Origin of the sequence: Sphingobium sp. HWE2-09, assembly GCF_035989265.1 — a bacterium.
GTDB lineage: Bacteria > Pseudomonadota > Alphaproteobacteria > Sphingomonadales > Sphingomonadaceae > Sphingobium.
In genome coordinates this window covers 2,008,486-2,030,565 of the sequence record NZ_JAYKZX010000003.1, presented here as the reverse complement: position 1 = coordinate 2,030,565, position 22,080 = coordinate 2,008,486, and the positions used below count along the sequence as shown (strand labels likewise).

At 63.4% G+C, this 22,080-nt stretch carries 13 protein-coding genes; 2 read left to right on the top strand and 11 right to left on the bottom strand.

What is annotated here, in order from left to right; genetic code table 11:
• Positions 1 to 4 precede the first annotated feature (4 nt).
• The 8 genes from U5A89_RS15220 to U5A89_RS15185 all read right to left on the bottom strand — a co-directional run bounded on the left by U5A89_RS15220 (position 5) and on the right by U5A89_RS15185 (position 17,775).
• Entirely contained in the window at positions 5 to 787 is a 783-nt protein-coding gene (locus U5A89_RS15220; protein WP_338161911.1) for an HNH endonuclease, read from the bottom strand.
• Positions 784 to 4,830, bottom strand: a complete 4,047-nt coding sequence (locus U5A89_RS15215; RefSeq protein WP_338161910.1) for an Eco57I restriction-modification methylase domain-containing protein — start codon at positions 4,828 to 4,830, stop codon at positions 784 to 786. Before U5A89_RS15215 ends, U5A89_RS15220 begins: the two co-directional genes overlap by 4 nt.
• Complete coding sequence (locus tag U5A89_RS15210; RefSeq protein ID WP_338161909.1) at positions 4,830 to 7,625, bottom strand: DEAD/DEAH box helicase; 2,796 nt, start codon at positions 7,623 to 7,625, stop codon at positions 4,830 to 4,832. The genes U5A89_RS15215 and U5A89_RS15210 overlap by 1 nt, the downstream gene beginning before the upstream one ends.
• Positions 7,626 to 7,627: 2 nt before the next feature.
• Positions 7,628 to 12,772, bottom strand: coding sequence for a DEAD/DEAH box helicase (locus tag U5A89_RS15205; RefSeq protein ID WP_338161908.1), 5,145 nt, complete (start codon positions 12,770 to 12,772; stop codon positions 7,628 to 7,630).
• 366 nt (positions 12,773 to 13,138) lie between these two features.
• Positions 13,139 to 16,468 (bottom strand): error-prone DNA polymerase, encoded by a 3,330-nt coding sequence (locus U5A89_RS15200; protein WP_338161907.1) that lies wholly within the window; start codon positions 16,466 to 16,468, stop codon positions 13,139 to 13,141.
• Positions 16,469 to 16,549: 81 nt separating this feature from the next.
• Positions 16,550 to 16,879: a hypothetical protein gene (locus U5A89_RS15195; RefSeq protein ID WP_338161906.1), complete on the bottom strand. Its 330-nt coding sequence runs from the start codon at positions 16,877 to 16,879 to the stop codon at positions 16,550 to 16,552.
• A 5-nt stretch (positions 16,880 to 16,884) separates the two neighbouring features.
• Positions 16,885 to 17,148 carry a DksA/TraR family C4-type zinc finger protein gene (locus tag U5A89_RS15190; RefSeq protein ID WP_338161905.1) on the bottom strand — a complete coding sequence of 88 codons (264 nt, stop codon included), beginning with the start codon at positions 17,146 to 17,148 and terminating at the stop codon, positions 16,885 to 16,887.
• 60 nt (positions 17,149 to 17,208) lie between these two features.
• Positions 17,209 to 17,775 (bottom strand): hypothetical protein, encoded by a 567-nt coding sequence (locus tag U5A89_RS15185; protein WP_338161904.1) that lies wholly within the window; start codon positions 17,773 to 17,775, stop codon positions 17,209 to 17,211.
• Between the two features lie 182 nt (positions 17,776 to 17,957).
• Here U5A89_RS15185 and U5A89_RS15180 point away from each other — a divergent pair, with 182 nt between their 5' ends.
• Positions 17,958 to 18,515 (top strand): type 1 glutamine amidotransferase domain-containing protein, encoded by a 558-nt coding sequence (locus U5A89_RS15180; protein WP_338161903.1) that lies wholly within the window; start codon positions 17,958 to 17,960, stop codon positions 18,513 to 18,515.
• Positions 18,516 to 18,524: 9 nt separating this feature from the next.
• Here the strand turns inward: U5A89_RS15180 and U5A89_RS15175 are convergent, their stop codons facing one another.
• Both U5A89_RS15175 and U5A89_RS15170 read right to left on the bottom strand, forming a co-directional pair.
• The gene (locus tag U5A89_RS15175; RefSeq protein ID WP_338161902.1) at positions 18,525 to 19,940 is read right to left on the bottom strand and encodes a DUF6504 family protein; all 1,416 of its coding nucleotides are present in this window, start codon (positions 19,938 to 19,940) and stop codon (positions 18,525 to 18,527) included.
• A gap of 49 nt (positions 19,941 to 19,989) precedes the next feature.
• Positions 19,990 to 20,718, bottom strand: coding sequence for an ImuA family protein (locus tag U5A89_RS15170; RefSeq protein WP_338163071.1), 729 nt, complete (start codon positions 20,716 to 20,718; stop codon positions 19,990 to 19,992).
• A 134-nt stretch (positions 20,719 to 20,852) separates the two neighbouring features.
• On the opposite strand from U5A89_RS15170, the gene U5A89_RS15165 reads away from it, so the two are divergent.
• The gene (locus U5A89_RS15165) at positions 20,853 to 21,512 is read left to right on the top strand and encodes an SOS response-associated peptidase family protein (RefSeq protein ID WP_338161901.1); all 660 of its coding nucleotides are present in this window, start codon (positions 20,853 to 20,855) and stop codon (positions 21,510 to 21,512) included.
• Between the two features lie 161 nt (positions 21,513 to 21,673).
• Here the strand turns inward: U5A89_RS15165 and U5A89_RS15160 are convergent, their stop codons facing one another.
• Complete coding sequence (locus tag U5A89_RS15160) at positions 21,674 to 22,051, bottom strand: hypothetical protein (RefSeq protein ID WP_338161900.1); 378 nt, start codon at positions 22,049 to 22,051, stop codon at positions 21,674 to 21,676.
• Between the last annotated feature and the right edge of the window lie 29 nt (positions 22,052 to 22,080).

The window sequence follows — 22,080 nt, the reverse complement described above, 5'->3', positions numbered from 1 at the left end:
CCGCTCAGACCCTTCCTCGGAAACGGTTCTTCCTGTGCCACGCCATGCGCTCCTGCGTGGCGTCGACAAGAATCAGTGGCCGTGCCTCCTCAATGCGGAGTTCGGCGCGGGCGGCGCGGCTTAGTTCGCGGGCGGCGAGGATCTGGCCGGCTTCGTCGAACGTGATAAGGCCGGTGTCGAAAGCTGCGTCCCATAGCGAGGAAAGCAACAGGCCGTTGTGGACGTTGAGGCGCTCTTCGTCATTCGGGCAGTCAGCCCAACGTATGATATGCGATGCCCTCAGCAGTTCGGGGTCCGTGATGCCGGTCATGGGACACGCCCCACGCCAGTATGTCATCAGCGCATCGCGGAAGATGTCCTGGCCCACCCGCTGCCGGATCAGCGCGTCGCGTTCGGTAGCGCCGACCTTTGCTAGCTCGTCCTTGAACCGCTCAAGCGGGAGCGTGGGCAGTGACAGGGCCAGTTCGTAGGCCCGGCGCACGCCTTCATAGAGAGCATCGCGGGTGGCGAACGCGAACGCGACGACATGACCGCGTGCGCAGGGCTCCGCCTTTTCCGCTCCCAGTTCCCTGGCAATGCCGCTGTGTTGCACGGACAGGAACCATGGCCCTCCGATCCCCGCGCTGGCGAGCGCGATCTCGCCAGGGGCGCTGGCGGACTGCCAGAACTGCCAGCCGTTAGATTCTCCCATGGCCACGCGATAGCCTTGGCCGTTGGCAGCACCTTGCAACTCGCTGCTGACGGCGAACGGGATGCTGGTCGCACGAAGGCCCGTCGACAAACTCACTGCTGACGATACCCTTCCTTGCGGACGCGCGTGCCCTGCCGGGTGAGTAAGTCATAGGCGGCAATGACGAGGCGCTGGGTGCGGTATTCGCCATACTTGGCGATCTCGTTCTTCTGCAGCACGCGGAAGGTCTCGCTCGGATAGTCAGCGCCCATCACGGCCTTCGGGTCAAGCACGTAGCGAAGCTCGTCGCGGTCGAGGCCGTAGGCAAGCGCATACCAGGCATCGAGTTCCGCGCGGAGCTGAGCCCGACGGTCCTCGTCCCACGCAAAGGGATCGCCTTCATAGCCGAGGTCGCGCGCGAACGGGCGCATGGCATAGCTCGTGTATGTAAGCTCCAATACGCGCGGGACTATGAAATCCAGGTCGCTCTCTGCGTAGGCGCCCGGAGGCAAGATAGGGAACTGATTGAGATATCCGTAAGTCAGGTGAGTGCCGCCCACCTTCTGTCGAGCTACGAAATCTAACGTCAAACAAGCCAAGTTGGCTGCGTAAGCCGCCCATCTACGCGGCTCCGTATTGAGAAAGGCTAGAGGCGATGTGTGGCCAACCGCTGATTTTGGAAAGACTGTCGCAATCACTGTTCGCTCATCAGTCGAACGACAGATATCGCGCCAGCCCAACAACCATTCACGTGTCCATCCTTTGGCAGCAAGTCGAACGGTTACCTCGCGCTCGTTTACCCAATAACGCGGAGCAGGTTCGCAGGCCGCTTCTTGCTTCTCAGCAAGCGTGAAATCTCGGCTATTGGGACCGTTATACGTTGCCCATCTGTGGTCAAACTGATGAAACATCTTAGCTTCGATTAGTGGAACGAAGCGTATCATGGCGCGCTGGCCTGGCCCTCCCGTGGAGAGATCAAGATGACCGGAATCGCGACCACCTGCCAAGGCCAACGCGGATTGACGTGGCACGTGGATACCCACTGTGGCGCTAGAGACGACCTCTTCCTTTACGAAATTCGTCCCTTCTCGCACGAAGCCAGCATCGACCATCTGGTGTTCATTGCGAAATAGGCCGCTATCGCTAGTCATATTGAAAAGGCCTTGCCTGAATTCGGCACCCCAAGGGTTGCCGCCTTCAATACCTTCTTCGATCAAGACAGGCACGCGGTCATAAATGCCGGCAGTCAGTTCGGCATCGCGCTGCGATCGGAAAACTGGAGCTGTCTTGGTGTTGGGATTGATCCGGGCGATCTGTTCGGGGGAAAGTGTGAAACGGCGACGCAAATCTTCCAACTGTGAAGGGTCAGCGAGGAAGAACGCGAAGTCGGCTGCCTGCACGTCAGAACGCACACTCAGCAAGCAGAATTTGAAGCTGCGGTGCACTCCCGGAAATAACGGGGCGCTGTTTTCGAAATCAGTTAGGCCAGCGAGTGTTTGCGTTTTTACTAGGTGACCGAAGAATGGCGCAGTCGTGGCGTCGGTCGCGATACCGGTAGGAACGATAACGCCGGCACTTCCTCCCTTACGAGTAAGATTGAGGAAGTGCTCGGCGAACAAAGCGTATGTGTTGACCTTGCCCCGAGCCGTGAGATCGAACCGTCCACTTGCGCGTGCGAACTCGTTGACGCTTTCGGAAGCGCGTTTATCGAGTTCATAGGCTGCGAACAGCGCTGGATCGGATTTGGCGAGATTTGCGATCGCAGTTTTTCGCTGAGCGCCTGTCAGCGCCGCGATGTCCGGGTCGCGGCTGGCGAAATACTCCTCCTCGCTAAGCTGCATGACCTCCCAAGGCGGGTTACCCAGCACAACATCAAAACCGCCGCGACCGATCATCACCTCCGGGAATGCAAGTGGCCAATGTAGAGCGGACGCGCCATTGGCTGCGGACACGCCGACGTCGACGAGTTCCATATTCACCGGTTTCCCAGACAAAACTTGGCGCACGGTTGCAGTGGTTGGCACCGGCGCGTGTCCAAAAATGTCGCCGCTGTCGATCTTCGGCATCAGGAACGCTGCCACTTGCAGGTCGCACGCGCGCTGGGTCGCCGTCCGCTTGGGATCGACCACCCAGGCCGAGAACTTGGCGCGCTTAGCCTCCACTTCGGCGACGGTGTCTTCGGGCAGATCGCGAAGATGGCCAACGTCGGCGGCCATTTTCTTGGGTGGCATGACGGCAACGCCGCCGCTGCTCCAGTCGAAGGCACCCTGACCCTCGCGCTCAGCCTTGTTTTGCTTGCGCAGGTCCGCTGCGACCTTCTTGTCATCACCGCTCAGCTGCATGAAAGCCTCGTCGGGGATGCCTTCCTCGATCGCCTTCAGGTCGAAGATGCCCAGAAGGCTGTCCCCGCAGACAATGTTGGCGTCGAGGAAGCCGAGCGGCTTCCCGGGCGTCACCGTCTCAATCCACAGCGCCACCTTGGCAAGTTCGAGCGCCATGGGATTTCGGTCGACACCATGGATGCAGTTGCGCACCACGTCGCGCATGGCCGCCTGATAGTCCGGTGCATCGATATTGCGCACCTGCGCCACGCGGTTCGCCATGCGGCGCGCGGCACCTAGCAGGAAGTGTCCCGATCCACAGGCCGGATCGATCACCTTCAGCCTGAGGATCGCGTCGGCACCGCCCTCATGCTCCGCCCGATCGAGGACCGGATTGAGCGTGCTGTCGAGCAGGGTCTGCACCAGTGAGTCCGGTGTGTAATAGCTGCCACTGGTCTTGCGGGCATTGCCCTTGGTTTCTAGCCCGCCCGCGAACACGAAGGTGCGCCCGGCATTCTCGCGGAATGGCACGAGTTCGAGCAGGCTCTCATAGACGCTGCCCAGTTCCTCAGTGGCCATGTCGCGCCAATTGATCCGTGCACGGTGGTTCTGGCTCTTGTCGACGAACCAAGCGAGACGGAACACGGCTTCAAGAAAGGCGCGGTTCGAAATCTTCGCGGTGTTAAGATCGGGCGTCTGGTCCGCGCGGAACAGGCTGCCGAGGGCCGGCAGGCCTAGCGGCTTGGCGCCATCCTCCAGCGCCGAGAAAACGATGTTGATCGTCTCCCAGTTGTCGACATGATGATCATAGGCGAGCCGCCGTGCCGAGCGATCGCGCCAGTGATTGAACCCATAGTTGTCGGCATAGAGGCCGCGCACATCCGTCTTGGTCTCAGGCGCATGGAGCAGGTTGCGGTCCTCGGCGACGGCGAGGAAGATCAGGCGGTAGACGGTGCGCAGGATCTGATTGAACCAGTCCTGCATGGAGAGGTCGCCGCTATCCAGCTTGACGCGCAGACCTTCGTCAGCGTCGAGGAATCCCTGCGCCAGAATGCGAAGTGCATCTTCCACGTTGTCACGCAAATGGGCGCGGACCTGGGTTCCAGCCTGCTCGCCTGCATCCCTCCAGTGCTCAAGGGCGCAGTCGGAGGGCGCGGCATCTTCGGCACCGAAGCGCGAAGCGTGGATCAGCAGCCACAGTGCAGTGAAGTCGGCATACATCTCGTCACGGAAGATCGCGCCGAGGTCCGCTTCGATATAGGCCGGGCGGGTGAAGCTGGCATTGTCCCGCATCAGGCGCAGGCGGTCGCCTACGAAAACGAGACCCCACTGGGAATTAGTGTCGGCGTTCAGCCAGTCCTGCAGCAGCACGGTCGGGCTGCGCTTCGATCGTGATCCGACTGAGCCGTCGCCGAACTCAGGCAGAGCCTTGCCAAATGCGTCTACGTCCTTGTCGGGCGCGGCGACGACAATCGGGATGCGACCGCCCTTGGCCTCCCAGGCGATGCGGTAGCGGTGACCGCCATGTTCGTGCTCGACGGGGCCGGCGAGCTGGTCGAAGCCGAACACCTCCGCAAGCATTGAGCGTGCGAAGGCGGCAGTCTGCTGGACGGTCGGGTTCTCGATCTGGTCGTATCCGCGCCAGCTTGCACGGCCGAGGTTGAAGTGCCCCGAGATCTTCTCGCGAAGATCGGTGCCCTTCAGGCTGCCATAGTCGATGGCCAGCTTATCGTCGGGCGTCTGGTGCGCGATGCGCAGCACCTCTGCAGGCGCGATCAGGCTGCCTTCGATAGTGATCGCGGCAAGGCCGATGTCCGCTGCGCGCTTGTTGCCAGCCATTATGCCATCTCCGGGATCAGGACGTAGAGCCCGATCACGTCAGCAGGGATCGCGGCTTTCACTTCAGTGGTTGCACCGCCACGGGCGGCAAGCGTCAGGCGTTCATGGTCCTCGCTGAGGATGTCGGCACGCTGCTGGGCGAAAGTGGCGATAGCATCGCCATAGGTGTCGAGGCGCGTCAGCGCCTGCTCGATCCGGCGCCGGATGGCGACTTCCTCGATGTTGGACGCGGCTTCTGCCTCAAGAAGGGCTAGCGCATCATGCCCGGAAAGGTTGGGCTCTGTGCCGACGCCTTCGAAAACCAGACCCGTAGCCTCCTCGGCCAGCAGCGTCCGGTTGGCGCGGCGACTGGTCGTCATGGTGAAGCGTAGGCGCAGGAGCAGGATCGTCGTCATCTGGGTGACGTCCTTGCTCATCCATGCCCCGCACCGGCCAAGCGGTCGCCCTTCCTTCACCGAAAGCGGGTCGAGCGCGCCTTCAGCGAGACTCTCGGCCAGCGTGGCGACGAGCGGATGGACGCGGCCGACATGCATGACGCCGGGTGCCGGGTCGTCGAGGAAGCTGATGCGGCGCGAACCCGCAAGGTTACGGGCATGCAGCTTCTCGACCATGGCGTCGGGAAGCTGATCGAAGACGACCGTCGGCGTCGCTGTCCGGGCGAGGTTCTGGCCGACCCGTTGCAGTGCGCGACGGGTGAAGCGCTCAACCTCCTTCTCGCCACCTTGGAGGGCGCGCATGGCCTTCCATTCGGGAATGACTTCCGCCGGCTTGAGCGTGCCCTGGGCATAGCGAGCGCGGCTCTTCCGGGCATTTTCCTCGGCATCACGCCACTGCTGATCTACCGTCTCGGTCGAACCGAACAGGTCGAGCACGCCTTGCGCGCGCGCGCCCTTGGAACGCAGCATCATGGCGCGCATCAGCGCTGTCGACACGCTGGTGGAATCCTCCGGAATTGGGACGGTGACGCCAGTCGCCTTGCGGATCGCTTCGGCCTTGCGGGTGATGACCTCGAGCACTGCGCCGTCGATCATGCTGTTCCCGCCATACGTCATGACAGTCCAGACCGAGGCCGACGGCTGGCCGAACCGGTTGACGCGCCCCTCACGTTGCTGATGACGGGTCGGGTTCCAGCTGAGATCGTAATGGACCACGGCGTCGAACAGCGCCTGGAGGTTGATGCCCTCGGACAGGCAGTCGGTGGCGACGAGGATGCGCTTCTCGTCGGGATCCATGGCCTCGATGCGGGCGCGGCGATCCTCCTGGGTCAGTTCGCCCGTGATGACCTCGACCTTGTGGCCCTTGAACTTGCTCGCCAGCGCTGCGCCCACGGCCTTGGCCGTGGCGATGTAGCGGCAGAAGACGATGGGAGATGCCGACCTCTCGTCGATCAGCTCGCCGAGCGTCGTCGCCAGCGACTTGTATTTGGGGTCCTGCGTGAACTTGCCGGCGAGCTGCGCGGCCGCGCTGATCAGGGATTCGAGTTCGCGACGTTCGTCCTCGGCGACGCCGGTGCCGGGCTCGACGTCGCTGTCGGTGAGCAGCCCGTCCTCTTCGTCGAAAACAGCGGCCTGGATCTCCTTTTCCTCGCCGAGTCCCGCGAGGCGGTTGGTCAGTGCCTGATGTGCGGCCGCTGGCGACGAGCCGATGCAGCGCATGAGCGCGAGGGTGCTCCAGAACGCCATGCGGCGCTTCTGCGCATTCTCACCCGCGCTTTCCGCCAGGCCGACGCAGTAATCGAGCACGTCTTCCTGAAATTTCGCCCAGTCGCCGGTAAGCGTGAAAGTCCGCTCGTCCTCGAAATGCTTGGGGAACGCCTTCGCAGCCTGCCATTCGTCCTCTTCGACGTCGGCACGGCGACGCTGCACGAAGTGCTGCTGAAGCCTGTAGGCGTAGCGTTCGCGTGCGTTTCGATCGCCGCCCTCCGGGCCAAGCGCAAAGTCGGGATGGATTAGCCCGAGCAGGCGATCGTATGCGTCCTCGTCGCCCGAATGCGGGGTTGCCGTCAGGAACAGCATGTGTCGCTCTTCGTCGGCCGCCAGCCGCTGAAGAAGTTCGTATCGCTGATGCTTGCTCTTGCCCTGGTCGCCGCCGACGCAGCTGTGCGCCTCGTCGACGATGACCATCGCGGGGCACGCCCGCGCGAACTCGTCACGCCGGTTATCCGCCTTGATGTAATCGAGGCTGACGATGGTATAGGGATAGGCTTCGAAGAGGCTTTGCGATGCCGGTAGGCCGCGTTCGAGCGACCGCGCATTCGAGGCAGTGACCTCGACCGCATCGAGATCGAACTTGGTCGCGAGTTCCTCACGCCACTGCGACACAAGGTGAGGCGGGCAGATCACGGCGAAGCGATCGATCTGGCCGCGATCGAACATCTCTCGCACGATCATGCCGGCTTCGATCGTCTTGCCGATGCCGACGTCGTCGGCGATCAGCAGTCGCTTCACGTCGAGCTTGAGTGCCATGAGGAGCGGCACGAGCTGATAGGCGCGCGGCTCGACGCCGAGCTGGGCAGCACTCCGGAATGGGCCGGCACCGCGGCGCATGGCGAGACGCAACGCGTCGGCGAGCAGACGGGCGCCATCTTGATTGTCGATGGCATCAGCCTGCGGCGGCGCGAACCTCGATGCTCGAACCGGCGAACGCTCCAGCGCGGGGACCAGCGAGATGGCGTCCGCCTCCGCCCCAGACAAAGGACGCAGGCGCATCGTGGAGGGCATCTGGGACGGCAGCACCACCCATTCACGTCCTCGCGCGGTAACCAGCGTTCCCGGCCGGTAGTCGATTGCTTCCATTGTCACTTCCCGAAGTATTGCGCGAGGTTGGCAGGTATGGTTGCCGGCGGGTCGGTCGGCAGATCAAGCACGTCGATGCCGCGAGCGGTGCACGACGCTATGAGGCTCGCAGGTGCGCCACCTGGAACGGCGAGCAGGAGTTGGCTCGGCCAATACAGGTCGTGCTGCTGGCCATCGACGGTCGTCACCGTTGGCGCCGGCAATCCCCAGTCGCTGAGGCGGGAGATCCATGGTCCGTTGCTTCCCGCTGGCGCAGCGGATGATTGAGCGGATTTCACCGTATCGGCACCTGCCATCGACAGAAGGAAGTCGATGACCTTCTGATTCGTCCTGTCCAGATTCTCATGATCCGGCTGGTTGAAATAGGACATGAGGCACCGATAGCAGGCCTCGACGCAGGGTTTGTCGCCGTCGACGAGTGCGCCCTTGTCGTCGAACTTGTAGTGCATGAGTTCGAGCGCCGTGCGCGCCAGTGATTGCCAGCGTCCGGGTGTGTTCATCAGACGGCTGAGGACACCGGCACCGCCTTCGGTCGCCTCGTAGAGCAGCAGGGCACGGCGATCGTCCCGGTTGGGCATCGGTTCGCCCAGCATCTCGCCTTCTTCCAGCAACTCGCTGATCTCGATCGCGCGCACCAGGGAGTGCTGGAGCGTAGCCATGTCGTGCAGCTCGAAGCCGAGAGAATGGTCGGGCATGAGCAGGAGCGAGTTTTTGTGATCCTCGACCACCGGCACGATCCGCTGCTGACGAGACTTGCCCGGATCGGCTCCCGTTCCGTCGTCATTATTCTTGTCGGCCAGCCAGCGGCCCGAGAGAGGATCGATTACGAAGCCGCAGATCGCCTTCTCGGCGCGGCGCTTGAGTCCCTTGTTGAGCCGGGTGATCTTGGCGCGGCGCCCGAAAGAGAACATCGCAAGCGATGCGCCGTCATGCTCCAGCCTGATGGTCTGGACGCTGCCCGGATCGCCTGTCCATGCGAATACGGTCTGGATCTCGAACCCGCGACGCTGGCGATCCTCGTCGTTGGCGGTGATGCGGGCCGTAGGATAGGTCTCGACGTTCTCGATACGGAAGACGGAGTCGAGGCGCTCGGCTTCACCCAGCGAACTGCCACACGCCTGACAGCGCTCGGCGACCGCGGAGGTTTCGGCTGCACCGCACTGGCCGCACAGCAGCAGCGTGTCGGTCGCAAGGCCGCCATCGTCACTGCGCCGTCCCGCCGGCAACTTGGCCTTGGTGATACGGAATGCACGCCCCTCATGATAGACGAGGCTGTTGGGGCCGAACTCCGAGATGGCGAGGAAGCGCGGCCGCTGCAGGACCGCCGTGCCACGCAATGCAGGGATGAAGGCATAGAGCGGCAGGCGCGGGAAGTTGTATCCGGGTAGGAAGCCTTCGGTCGCGAGGTAGCGGTAGGTGTAGAAGTCGGAGCCGTTGGTCGCACGGCCGTGCACCAGCATCTCGAGTTCGTCGGCCGCCAGCTTGTAGCGGTTGGCTGCGGCCTTGCGCTCACCCGGCGCGACATTGGTCTTGTTGCGGACTTGGTCGGCGTCCGCCTGCTCACGTAGCGCCCCACGATACAGATCGCGCCACCGCTCGAACGTCGTGTCGAAGTCTTGGCTGGCGGTGGCGATGACCGTCTCGATCAGCGTGTCCGGATCGGCGAGATCCGGGAACGCTTCGATTTCCACATACGGCGTGACGGTCCCAAGGATGGCCTTGAGATCGCGGGGCAGCTGGGTGTCCTGCTTGGCCTGTTCGAAGGCACGCAGATGAGCTTCCGCGACCGGGAAGCCATCGGTGTTGTCCATGTCGAGGTTCTGCGGGATCGATGCGGAGAGCGGCGCTCGAGCGGTCGCCAGCCATTCGGCATGGATGTGGCTGGCGATGAGGTCGCGGTTCGCAAGATCGAGGGCGGGAGGCTTCACTTGACCTGCGACAAGCTGCTTGCGGTCGTTGAAATAATACTGATCGTGCGGCGACTGCGCGGCACAGTAGGTGACGACGAGCGCGGCCTGGCCGCTTCTTCCCGCGCGACCCGCGCGCTGTGCGTAGTTGGCAGGCGTCGGGGGCGCATTGCGCAGATACACGGTGCTCAGCGCGCTGATGTCGACACCGAGCTCCATCGTTGGCGAACAGAACATCATCGGAAGGAAGCTGTCCGGCTCCTCCTTGTCCTTCATCAGTTCCTTGTTGTCGGCGATACGCTTTCGATCTGCTTCAGCGAAGCGAAAGCGGTCTTCGCGCCACTGCCGGACATCGTTCTCGACCTGTGCGGTGTGTTCGCGGGCTTCGAACGAGAAGGCGAGCGCGCCCTGGTCGCCGAGAGACGTGGCGACCGACGTGTAGAGATCACGGAAGAAGGCGTTGGCCTTCGCATCACCATCTGAACGAGGTGCGATATGGAGGCGGAGTGCGGCCGGAGCCAGCCGCCAGGCGTCGCCGCCGCCAATCGGGACCTTGCGAAGGATTTCGTGCGCTTCGGCCGCCTTGATCAGCGTCTCGATGAAGTCGGCATAGTTCTTCCGCTTGGGGCCGTTGGCTCCCCAAAGCCGGGAATGGCACAGCGCCTTGCCGATCGCTGACATGTAGCCACCGCGTGTGATGGCATCGTTCTCGGCGTTCGAGATGGTCTCACGCTTGGGCGCATCGATCATCAAGACGCCTGCGGTCCGCAGGCGGTCGGCTTCGGAGGATTTAATGTTCCAGGGGAAGCGAAGGCTCTGCTGGGCCTCTTGTGCGACCTGGCTGATCAGCTGCTTCTCAAGGGCCTCGGTGGACACCGCGAGCCCCTTGCGCATGGCGTCGAACAGGATCTTGAACAGTTCCTTGCGGGTCTCGATCGACGCTTCCGTGAGGAAGTCATCGCGGGCGAACAGGTCATGATCCTTCGCAAGTTCATCGAGGCCGGGGAAACGGACCTCGATCAGCTTGAGATCTTCGAGGTTCGGGTTCGTGAAGCGCCAGCCGCGGCGGAGATCACTCCACACGCGATGGGCGAGAACCTTGGTGACCGCGTGCTCCGCCTGCTCGAACGCGATCAGGCCGCGGGCGTCTGGATTGGCCATCCATTCAGCCAGGCGCTCCTTGTGGTCGCGCGAGAATCCGAGCGCCAAACGGACGGCATCCCCGAAGCGCTGATGCTCGAGTCCGCGATCGCCGGCGTCGGTGACGGCCTTCAGCAGGCCCGCGCGCAGCAGCGTGACGAAGATGAAGTCGTTGAAGTGGCCAGCCTGCAGCGCCGCATCCTGACGATTGTCGGTGAAGCCAAGCAGCTTGCGCTGGTATTCGCCCAGTGAGCCATCTTCATGCATCGCCGACAGCAATGCGGCGGTGATGAGGGTCGTGGCCGAGCTACGTCCCTCGGCCGAAAGGCTGGCGAGCTTATTGCGCTCTCGCGCCTGCGACGACGGGATATTCTTGCAGTTGGCGCAGAAGCGATGAGCGCCCGCAAAGAACCAAGCCTCGATCCCCGCTTCGTCGGTCTGACCATCGGGCCCAATCTTCAAAAGCGAACCCTCCTGCTTGCCGCGGTAGGTCGACTTGAGGCGCGGCGAAGGCGATGCGAGATCGAGCCAGTCTTCCGGATAGTCCTCTGGATCCCCCGAGAAATCGAGGCCGTCTCCTACGACAGGCACGATGTATCCATGCTTGGTGCCGTCGTCCTCGACGGCGTCCTTGGGTAGGTCGTCGATGTCACGCGGCACGACCGCGCCATTCGGGAGCATGGTTACGGGATGATGCTCCTGCCCGCACTCACGACAGAAATAGGTCGAGAATAGCCGCGCCTCGGGGTCGTCCGGATGATATTTGTCGCCCGTGATGGACACAAGGCGCCCTGGCGCTGGGCGCAGGGTTGCGTATGCCGTGCCCGCGCCGGAGATAAAGCGATGCAGCTTGAAGGTCAGGAACGACTTGTCTCCCATGCCGCCACGCTCGTCTTCGGGCAGGCCGATGACGGCCAGCATCTTGACGAGCCTGTCCCTGCATAGTTCCTCATCCAGCTTGGTGTCCGAGGCTAGCAGCTTGGTTGCGTCCGTCACTGTGATGGGCGGACGACGGCGGCACTTCAGGCCTTCCTCCAGTCCAATGCGCGTCTCGATCCAGATCGCGAGCGGGTTATCGACCAAATCATGGTCGGTCAGATGATCCGGAACATCCTGCTGCAAAAAGCCGGCCAGCTCCGCACCGAGGCCGTCTGCGGTGCGAGCCGAATTAGTCGCACGCTCGAAGTCTTCGTTGATGATGTCGTGCTCGCTGACTGGAACGCCAAACAGCCGGCTGCCGACTTCGGCGACCGCGCGGTTGCGTTCGCCGTCATCATCGGCCGACGACATGGTCGCGGACGTGCCAATGCAGATAAGGCTGCCCCCGGTGGTCAGGCGCTGGCGGACGCGGCGCACGAGCATCGCGACATCGGCACCCTGACGACCACGATACGTGTGAAGTTCGTCCAGAGCGAGGAAGCGAAGACCCTTCGCGTTCGCCATCATGGCCTGATCGTTATCGTCCTGCCTGGTCATGAGCAGTTCGAGCATCATGAAGTTGGTCAGGATGATGTCGGGATTTTCGTTGACGATCTGCTGGCGGCGCGCGTCCTTCTCCTGACCAGTGAAGCGCGCGAACGTCGGCTTCAGGTTGTCGGGCAGGTCGCAATCGCGGATGTAGCTCTGCAGCTCCTCCAACTGGCTGTTGGCGAGCGCGTTCATCGGGTAGATGATGATGGCCTTCGTTCCGCGCGCGGCACCCGCGCGACGACCCCGAACGATCTCGTCGATGATGGGGATGAAGAAGCATAGCGACTTTCCCGAACCCGTGCCGCTGGTCACGACATAGCTCTGACCGGTCTTCGCCTTGGCGACAGCCTGTGCCTGGTGGCGATACAGACGAATGGGTTCGCGCGGATCGCCCTTGGCGAAGATGGTCGCAAGCGCGGGATCAAGATCTCCGCTCGCAACCAGATCGGTTACCTTCGGCCCCGAAAGGTAGCGGGGGTTGATCCCGAGAAGAGGCTCAGGCCAGAAGACACCGTCCTCATAGATTTTCGAGACCTGAGTGAGCAGGTCGGGCGCGCGAATGTTCGCGAACGAACGAGAAAAGGATTCGTAGGTTGCGATAACCTCTTTATCCAGATCGAAGACGTTCATTGCATTTCCTTAATTTCCGTAGCCCGAGCGTGAACGACAGACAGGTCACCTCGCACGAAGTGCTTGTAGGGGAGTGAGTTTGTGTAGCCAAATGGACGATTACTTGAAGTCAGCGGGAACTCCTGCGCCTGAGCGCTGGAAGTCGTGGGCGTTTTTGCCGCGATTTATGATAGCGACTTCGGGGCGGCAGAAAGTCCGCGACGATGTCCTGGTCGATCGGGCATTTTCGCCAACCGCCGACCCATTCTAGTTAACATCATGCTTTCCCCCACTTCGCGGATCTTATAGGCTCGACACCTCCAAATCGCAAAGGTGCGAACCTTACGGGCTGCCTGTATTTCCGATTTCGTCGTGAAGGGCGTGGCCCTATCGGAAATCCCGCGTCCGGACCTTGATGCCCTCGGTTGGCTGGCCGGGAATGATCCCCGATCCCAGCCGCAGGTCCGGATCGAACATATCGCGTGGCCTGGGACCTATCGCCCGGTTCGCGGGATCGCGGGGGTCCGGCGCCATTGGGCTGCGCACGATGTCCGCGCGTGCCACCTGATAAACATCGGCAACCTCGCCACGCCGGCCGACGGTATCGAGCAGCGGGGACAGATCCTCAAGGCGCTGGGCGATGACGTGGATCACGTCGCCTTCCTTCTGGACCTGACCGCGCAGGCCCATCATGCGGGCACCGAGCACGATGCGGCGGCTCGCCTCGAACAGCTTCGGCCAGACGACGAGGTTGGCGACGTCCGTCTCGTCCTCCAGCGTGATGAACATGGTGCCCTTGGCCGAACCGGGCTTCTGCCGGAGCAGGACTAGCCCGGCGAGGTTGATCCATCGGCCGTCACGGATGTCCTTCAGGGCGGCGCAGGTCACCATCTTGCGGGCGGTCAGTTCCTCCCGAAGGAAGAACAGCGGATGGGCGCGCAGCGACAGGCCGACCGATCGATAGTCCTCGACCACCTCTTCACCGTCGGCCATCCGGGCCAGCACCACCTCCGGCTCGATAGCCTCAGGCCGCAGCTTGCCCGCGCGCTCGTCGGCGGCGGCGAATAGCGGCAGCGCCTCGATGCCAAGACCTTTCACCTCCCAAAGGCCGGCACGTCGCGACAGCTTGAGCGAGCCGAAGCCGCGCGCGTGGCCGATGCGGTCGAGGGCTCGCCCGCTGACGCCCGCCCGGCGCTGAATTTCCTCGACGCTGGTATATGGCTCGTCGCCGCGGGCCAGCACGATGGCCGCACCGTCCTGGTTGCTGAGTTCGCGGGCGTATCGCAGTCCGATGCGCAGGGCCATCCATCGTCCGTGGGTCGGCTCGAGCGTGCAGTCCCAACGGCTGTGGTTCACATCGATGGGCCGGACCTCAATGCCGTGGTCACGGGCGTCGCGCACGATCTGGGCGGGCGCGTAGAAGCCCATCGGCTGGGCGTTGAGGAGCGCGCAGGCGAAGACGTCGGGATGATGGCACTTCATCCACGACGAGGCGTAGGCGATCAGGGCAAAGGATGCCGCGTGAGATTCCGGAAAGCCGTATGATCCGAATCCCTCAATCTGTTTGAATGTCTGCTCCGCGAAGTCGCGTTCGTATCCGCGCCCGATCATGCCATCGATCAGCTTGTCGCGGAAATGCGAGACGCCACCGGTGAGCTTGAAGGTGGCCATGGCGCGGCGGAGCAGGTCGGCCTCGCTGGCGGTGAAGCCGGCGCACTCGATCGCGACGCGCATGGCCTGTTCCTGAAACAGCGGCACCCCCAACGTCTTCTCTAGAACGCGGCGCAGTTCCTCGGTCGGATAGGTGACGGGTTCGATCCCCGCGCGCCGGCGCCGGTAGGGATGGACCATGTCCCCTTGTATCGGGCCGGGCCGCACGATCGCCACCTGGATCACCAGATCATAGAACCGGGTCGGCTTGTGCAGCGGCAGCGACGCCATCTGCGCCCGGCTCTCGATCTGGAAGACGCCGAGGGTATCCGCCTTCTGGATCATCCGGAAGGTGGCGGGATCGTCATGCGGGATCGACGCCAGATCCATGGCGATGCCCTTGTCGTCCTCCAGCAGGGCGAAGGCCCGGCGCATGCAGCCGAGCATGCCGAGGCCGAGGACGTCGACCTTCATGAAGCCAAGCGCGTCGATATCATCTTTATCCCACTCGATGATTTGCCGGTTGGCCATGGCGGCCGGTTCGATGGGCACCAATTCGTCCAGGCGGCCGAGGGTCAGCACGAAGCCGCCGGGGTGCTGTGACGTATGGCGCGGCGTGTTGATCAGCTGCTTGGCCAGTTCGAGCGTCAGCGCAAGGCGGCGGTCGGCGGTGTCGAGGTTCAGCTCCTCCGCGTGCCTGGCCTCGACGCCCTCGCGGCTCCATCCCCAGACTTGACTGGCCAGCCCAGCGACGACGTCCTCGGTCAGGCCAAGCGCCTTGCCGACCTCGCGCACGGCACCGCGCGCGCGGAAGCGGGTGATGACGGCGGTGAGTGCCGATCGCTCACGCCCATAGGTTTCGTATATCCACTGGATCACCTCCTCCCGCCGCTCGTGTTCAAAATCCACGTCGATGTCGGGCGGCTCCCGCCGCTCGGCCGACACGAAGCGCTCGAACAGCAGTTCGGATTTAACCGGGTCGATGGAGGTGATGCCCAAGACGAAGCACACCGCGCTGTTCGCGGCGCTGCCACGCCCTTGGCACAGGATGTCCTTTGACCGGGCGAAGGCGACGATGGAATGGACGGTGAGGAAATAGGGGGCATAGGCGAGATCGCCGATCAGCTTTAGCTCATGCTCCAGCTGCTGGCGCACGTTGTCGGGTAGGCCATCGGGATACCGCGCGGGCGCTTTCTCCCATGTCAGCCGCTCCAGTTCTTGCTGCGGGGTCAGCCCGCTTTCCCCGATCTCGTCGGGATAGGTGTAGGTAAGCTGGCCGAGGTCGAAGGTGCAGCGCCGGGCGATGTCAACGCTCCGCCGCAGCGGCGCGACGTCGCCGAGATAGCGGCGGAACAGCCGCTCCATCTCCTCTCCGCTCTTCATATGCCGGTCGGCGAATCGCTCGCGCCGCCGTCCCAGCGTGTCGACTGTGCATTTTTCCCTGATGCAGCTCACCACGTCCTGAAGCATCCGCCGGTCGGGCGAATGATACAGCACGTCGCCCGTCGCGACGGTGGGCACCCTGGCCTTCGCCGCCATCGCAGCGAGGTCGCGAAGCCGGATGGCGTCCTTGGGGCGTCGGCGGATGGTTAGCGCCATGTATGCGCGGTCGCCGAAGATGGCCTTCATCTGGTCCAGAGCCTCCTCCGTAGCGGCGTCGGCACGATCGGGGACGAGGATGCCGATGATGCCGTCCGCCCATTCCGCCACGTCGGACCAATGGAGATGGCAGGCGCCTTTGCCGGCGTTGCCCTTGCCGATGCTGAGTAGGCGGCAGAGCCGCGAATAGGCCTCGCGGTCCGTCGGATAGACGAGCAGCGACGTGCCGCAGACCAGATCGAGCCGGCAGCCGATGATGGCTCGCACGCCGGTGACCTTCTGAGCGTCCCAGGCGCGCACTGCGCCGCCGAAGCTGTTGCGATCGGTCACGCCCAGCGCCGGCAAGCCGAGCACGGCTGCCGCGGAAAACAGCTCCTCCGGACTGGAGGCGCCGCGCAGAAAGGAGAAGTGCGTGGTCGTCTGAAGCTCGACGTATCGCGCACCATGGAGAGGATCGTCTTCGATCATGGGGCGACGCAGAGGTGAAACATGGGTTCAGGAACTCGGGAAATTTGTTCCCTCTATGTTCCCATATCGCCGGCGTCGGAGTCAATCAGTCGAAAGGCGAGCGAACCATTCGGCATAGGGCGTGTTGCGTGCCATGTGGCGGTTGTAATCAGGCGAGCCGTCTTGCCACCAGACCGGGCCTCGCTCGCCAAGCTCGCGTTTCACGCGATTGACGATGGACCGCGACGTCCGCTCGGCGGCAATGTCGCCATCCCGTTTGGCCGATCCGATCGCCTTGCGCGCGTCCATCAATTCCCTAACCAGGTCTTCGCGTTTGCCGTCGGGGAGTGACGGATCGGACTTTCGCCATAGGCGTCCCCGCACGACGAAGTAGCGGCCGTCCGGCGTAACGGGATGGCGATCGTCGACCATGCGGATCAGCGCAGCTGGCTGTCCTTGCTGCCGCGACGGTTGAAGAGGGAGACGGATGCCTTGGTATCGCGGCCGGACTGGCAGGGGACGCAGGTCCGGGCACCGGGTAGCGCCTTGCGCCTCGCTGCGGGGATCTCCTCGCCGCATTCCTCGCAGTGGGTGAGCCCTTCACCTGCGTTCATTCTGCCGCGCGCGATTTCCACGGCATCCTTCACCGTATCGTCGATCTGATCCTGCACCGCGCCGTCGCGCGTCCATCCTCCGGCCATGGTCCTAACTCTGCTCTGCCTTTTGAGGATGAACACCTGGTCGCACCATCGTTTCCACGATCAACGGCTCGCCCACTTCTCCAGCCGGGTCTGATAAACCTTGCGTGCCCGGTCACGGGCAGCCTCCACCTTCGTCACGCGCTTGGCAATATCGGCCTGCAAGGCGCGCCGTTCAGCATCGAGAGCACGCTTCCGCGCGTCGATGTCGGCGAGCTTTTCCTTCAGGTCGGCGGCCGCCTGATCGACGGCCCGCTCAGCGGCTTCGAGCTTTGCGCGACTGGGTCGCGGGATCTTCTTCTTTGGCTTCGGGGCTGGCGGGGCAGGTTTTGAATCCGTCTTTTCCTCCTCCAGCACCGCCTTGCGCTTCCTGCCGGTCCGGTCTGCCGGGCGTTTCGGCTCTTTGGTCTCGAAATGGTCGCCCGCGCTGCCCCGGCTGACCTTGATGACGACGCCCGGCTTATCGAGCGGTGCCTCCATCAGCTTCGGATCTGTGACCTTCTCGGCGATGCCACGTGCGAACAGGTCGGCGTCGGAACCCCACGCTTGCAGCGCGGCCTTCTGGCTTGGCGCCGCGACATAGGCGTCATGGAACCCGATGGGGGTGCGGAAGACCTTCAGTTTGGCCATGCGCGAATAACAGGCGTCTGGTCACACTCGTTCCTGACCCGCCGATTGATGCAGATTGTCTGGCATGCTCCGTCTGTCTCATTCACCAACCAACCACCGCCACCGGTGGAACCGCCATCGGCGTCCGGACTTGGACGAAAAGGGCGCCGGATCGGCGCAATCGCTCCATGGAAGGACACGACATGACGCTCGACGGCAAGAACATCGCCATCCTCATCGCGCCGCGCGGGACGGAGGAGCCCGAATTCGTCCAGCCGAAGGAGGCGGTCGAACAGGCCGGCGGGAAGGTCACCGTCATCGGCATCGAGGCGGGGGAGGCGAAGACCAACAACGGCGATCTCGATCCCGGCGGCAGCTACAAGGTCGACAAGACGGTGGCGGACGTCAGCGCAGACGACTTCGACGGCCTGATCATTCCCGGAGGCACTGTCGGAGCCGACAAGCTGCGCGCCGATGATGACGTAGTGGAATTGGTCAGCGCTTTCTTCCAGCAGAAGAAGCCAGTCGGTGCGATCTGTCATGGTCCGTGGCTGCTGGTGGAAGCGGACGTGGTCGGCGATCGTGAGCTGACTTCGTATCCGACACTGCAGACCGACATCGAGAACGCCGGAGGCAGCTGGACGGATCAGGAGGTGGTGGTCGACGAGGGTCTCGTCACCAGCCGCAATCCGGACGATCTCCCAGCCTTCTGCTCCAAGCTCGTCGAGGAATTCGCAGAGGGCCGCCACGCCGACGCATAGGCCCAAGCCTCATGCGAAGGCCCCGTGGATGAACCAGCGCATGGATCCGGTGGCGGGGTTCTCGCCGTCGCCGAGCCGGAACAGCCAGTAGCGGCCGCCGCGTTCGGTCTCGACCTGGAAATAGTCGCGCACGGTGAGCGGGGTGTCGGCCTCATGGCCACCCTCGCGCCACCACTCGCCATGAAGGCGTTCCGGGCCGTCGGCCTGGGTGATCCGGTAGCGCCGTCCACGCCAGACGAACATCGCTGGCGGGCTGTCGGGCAGCGCCGCCATCACATCGACCGTCTCAGGTGGCTCGATCGTTCGGGCAGGTCGAGGCAGATCGTCGGCCCACGCGATCGCGGATGGTGCGGACATAGCGGAGACGAGACCCACCTCGCGCTCGGGCATGCCGCCTTCACGCGGTGCCGCCCGGTATAGCGACCGTGGACCGAAGCGGTTGGCTAGGGTGTCGACGATGGACGGCAGGTCGGGGCCGCGCTGGTCGCTCTGGAGGACAGAGCCGATCTGTGCTGCACCCATCGGTTGGACGAGGCTGGCGACCAGCGACATCGCTTCGATGCCGAGGCCGGGATCAACTGCCTCTATCTTCTGGGCCAGCAGCTTCTTCATGTGCAGAATGTCGCGGCTTGGTTTCGCAGTGCCGACGCGGACGGCTGGCCGCAGGCCATCGACTCGCTCGAAATGCAGGTCGAGCCTGCGTGCGCCAACGCCGCTTCGCGTCATGACGGCGGCAATGTCGGCGGACAGGTCACCAATCACCTGCGCGATCGCATCTGCCGTGCCGATGGGCTCGAGCAGTCCGCGTCGGACGCGTGGCATGTCGACCGGGAAGATGGGATCGATCGGTTCGGGGATCTGGCCCATCGCCTGGTCCAGTCGCTTGTATAATTGGCGGCCGAACCGCTTTGCCAGTGGCGCACGCGGTGCGGCGATCAGCTGTTCGATCCGTTCGAACCCCATGCGGCGAAGTTCATCGGCGACGCCCGGCTCGATCCGGAGCGAGGAAACGGGAAGGATGGCCATCGCCTTGCGGGTCTGGCCCAACTCGATGATGGTGGGCCGGCCGGACGGCACGAAGCGGGCGACCGCATGGGCGCATCCGGCCGTGTCGGCGATGGCGCCTTGGCATGCCATACCGGAGCCGGCGACGCGACGCATGATGTCCTTGAGAAGCGGCACCTCGCCATCGAAAAGATGGGCACAGCCGGTGACGTCCATCCAGATCCCGTCGGGCGGATCCGGGGCGACGACGGGCGAGTATCGCTTCCCAGCCCACAGGGCGAGACGGCGCAGGCCGTCCAGATCGCCATCGGGATCCGCGTCGACCACATCTATGTCAGGAGCCAGAGACCGGGCGCGCGTCACCGTCATGCCCGGCAGGATGCCGAGGCGGCGCGCCTCGACGTCCACGGCGGCGATCACGCGGCGGCCATGGTCGGGAAGCGCTGTGACGAGGGGGAGCGGCGCGCCCTCAGGCTGCCTGCCGGCCTTCCGCCTGACGCGATCCGTGGGCCACGTCGGGAGGAAGACCGATACGACCCGTCTCATCGCAGGCCTCCACCGTCCAGAGCTGGGGATCACCGCCGCGGGCGCGTTCGAGTTGGAGCCGCCAGCGAGGGCGGCCGAGGCTGGGGATGCCGAGTTTCTCGCTGGGCGCCGCCGTCACGCGCCATCGCGTCAGCGCAGCCGTGCCGTCGCCCATTTGTTCGACTGGCGACGCCCGCCGGAAGACGAATGCGGGGACGCCGGACTGCTCCGCCGCAAGCTGCAGGCGCCGGGATGCGGTGAGCGTCGTCTTCTTCAGCTCGCCGACCACGCCGCCGAGGCCCGCATGACGCAGGCATTCCTCCATGGCGATGAGCACGTTCGTGTCGCTGCCCGCTTCGACATAGATCACACGATCGGGATCGAGTCCGGCGAGATGGAGGGCGGGGGCGAAGAGGTCGCGCCAGCGCAGGCACCAGAAGACCGGCCCATCACATCGCGCGAGAATGCCTGCCAGGAACACGGTCGCCGCCGCGTCGTCGGCGAGTTCCGGGCTGCCCGCCACCTCGTGCAGGGCACCGGTCGATATTCCGCCCGCCGGCAGGTGGCGGTCAATGGCGTGGATGCCAAACGGCAGGGCCGCATGTCGCACGCACGCGCCCTCGATCAGCGCGATGCGCTGACGGAGATCTGCAAGGACGGCGGACTGGTGCATCGGATTCGGATACGCGGCTCGTTTGGATTCGTTCCCTATTTGTTCATGCCTTTGCACGCCTGAAGTCAACGCAATTTTGTTCTTGCAATGTTCCATGATAGGACGAGAGCGATTCGTAGAATTGGGATCCTCACATGTCCCGCTTGCACACGGTGATGGCCGGTCCCGCGGAGATCGCGGCTCATTTCGGCATCGATCCGGTGCCGCAGGTCCACATTCCGGATGAAACCGGAGAGGGGCTGCCAGGCCTGATCATTTTCGAAAAGGCCGGCCGTCGCATCCTGAAGTCTGTCACATGGGGGTTCCCACGGCAGACAAGGGAGATGCGCGAGCGCGGTGAGGATCCGGGACGAGTCGGAATAGTGGCGGACCTCACTAACCCGATGTGGGAGGGTATCGTCGTCGAGCCGCGCTACCGCTGCCTGATCGTGCTGACACACTTCGCCAACCCCGATGGCGACGAGGGTGCGAAGACCCGGACGTGGTTCTCGCTCAGGAACGAGCCGATCATGGCCTGGGCGGGCTTTTGTCGGAACCTGCCGGGCGAGGGGTCCGTCTATGCAGGTATGACGATGGAGGCGAACGAGGCGATCCCGCCGACGAACGACCGAATGCCGGTCCTTCTCGACCGGCACGAATATGACGACTGGCTGCATGGCGGGATCAAGGACGTGATCGGGTTCCAGTTCCGTCCGCCGTTCGCAGCCAGCAGGATGGTGGTGCAGCGCACGAAGGATTTGTGGCGGAGCGGATCGCCGCCGCCGGACGCGGGACGGCAGCTGGCAATGATTTAAGTGCAGCAGCGCCCTAGCGACGATGTTACACTAGGCTGCTGGAGAATGAGATCATGAAGAACGATGAACGTCAGGCCGTCCGGGACAAGTTCGCGCGAATGCTGGGTTGCGCCGACGATAAGTCTTTCTTGCTGATGCTATGGGGAATAAATGCTCTACAGTCAGGCAATCCAGCAGGTGGAGCAGCGGTATTTCCCTTCGGGGTTCCCCAAGGGGCCGATAGCGAAGATATGGGCTCGGCCTTGGCCATCTATCCTTGGGAATTGGAAACGTTGGCGAATGAACTTCTTGCTTCGCCCAAGAGCATCTACCGAACTTTGGCCTGTAACAAATGGGAGACCGCCGCAAATGTGGTGAACCAGCTTCGGCGGATAGACGATCTGGACTTTGTTGATAAGAAAGACAGTGTCAATATATTCAAGGAATTGTTCAGGATAAGTGGACGGCAGTTCGATTGGCAGCGAGGGTATTTGAACGTCCCGCAGTTCTATCGTAACATCTTCATCTATGGGCAGGGCGAATGCGCTGAATATTTTCATCGTAAGTATGGCATCGGAATAAACGAGCT

Excerpts from the sequence above, each read along its gene's own strand:
- U5A89_RS15160 (WP_338161900.1), bottom strand. The coding sequence starts at position 22,051 with ATGAAAATATTCAGCGCATTCGCCCTGCCCATAGATGAAGATGTTACG.
- U5A89_RS15200 (WP_338161907.1), bottom strand. The coding sequence starts at position 16,468 with ATGATCGAAGACGATCCTCTCCATGGTGCGCGATACGTCGAGCTTCAG.
- U5A89_RS15195 (WP_338161906.1), bottom strand. The coding sequence starts at position 16,879 with ATGGTCGACGATCGCCATCCCGTTACGCCGGACGGCCGCTACTTCGTC.
- U5A89_RS15205 (WP_338161908.1), bottom strand. The coding sequence starts at position 12,772 with ATGAACGTCTTCGATCTGGATAAAGAGGTTATCGCAACCTACGAATCC.
- U5A89_RS15190 (WP_338161905.1), bottom strand. The coding sequence starts at position 17,148 with ATGGCCGGAGGATGGACGCGCGACGGCGCGGTGCAGGATCAGATCGAC.
- U5A89_RS15185 (WP_338161904.1), bottom strand. The coding sequence starts at position 17,775 with ATGGCCAAACTGAAGGTCTTCCGCACCCCCATCGGGTTCCATGACGCC.
- U5A89_RS15210 (WP_338161909.1), bottom strand. The coding sequence starts at position 7,625 with ATGGAAGCAATCGACTACCGGCCGGGAACGCTGGTTACCGCGCGAGGA.
- U5A89_RS15170 (WP_338163071.1), bottom strand. The coding sequence starts at position 20,718 with ATGCACCAGTCCGCCGTCCTTGCAGATCTCCGTCAGCGCATCGCGCTG.
- U5A89_RS15180 (WP_338161903.1), top strand. The coding sequence starts at position 17,958 with ATGACGCTCGACGGCAAGAACATCGCCATCCTCATCGCGCCGCGCGGG.
- U5A89_RS15165 (WP_338161901.1), top strand. The coding sequence starts at position 20,853 with ATGTCCCGCTTGCACACGGTGATGGCCGGTCCCGCGGAGATCGCGGCT.
- U5A89_RS15215 (WP_338161910.1), bottom strand. The coding sequence starts at position 4,830 with ATGGCTGGCAACAAGCGCGCAGCGGACATCGGCCTTGCCGCGATCACT.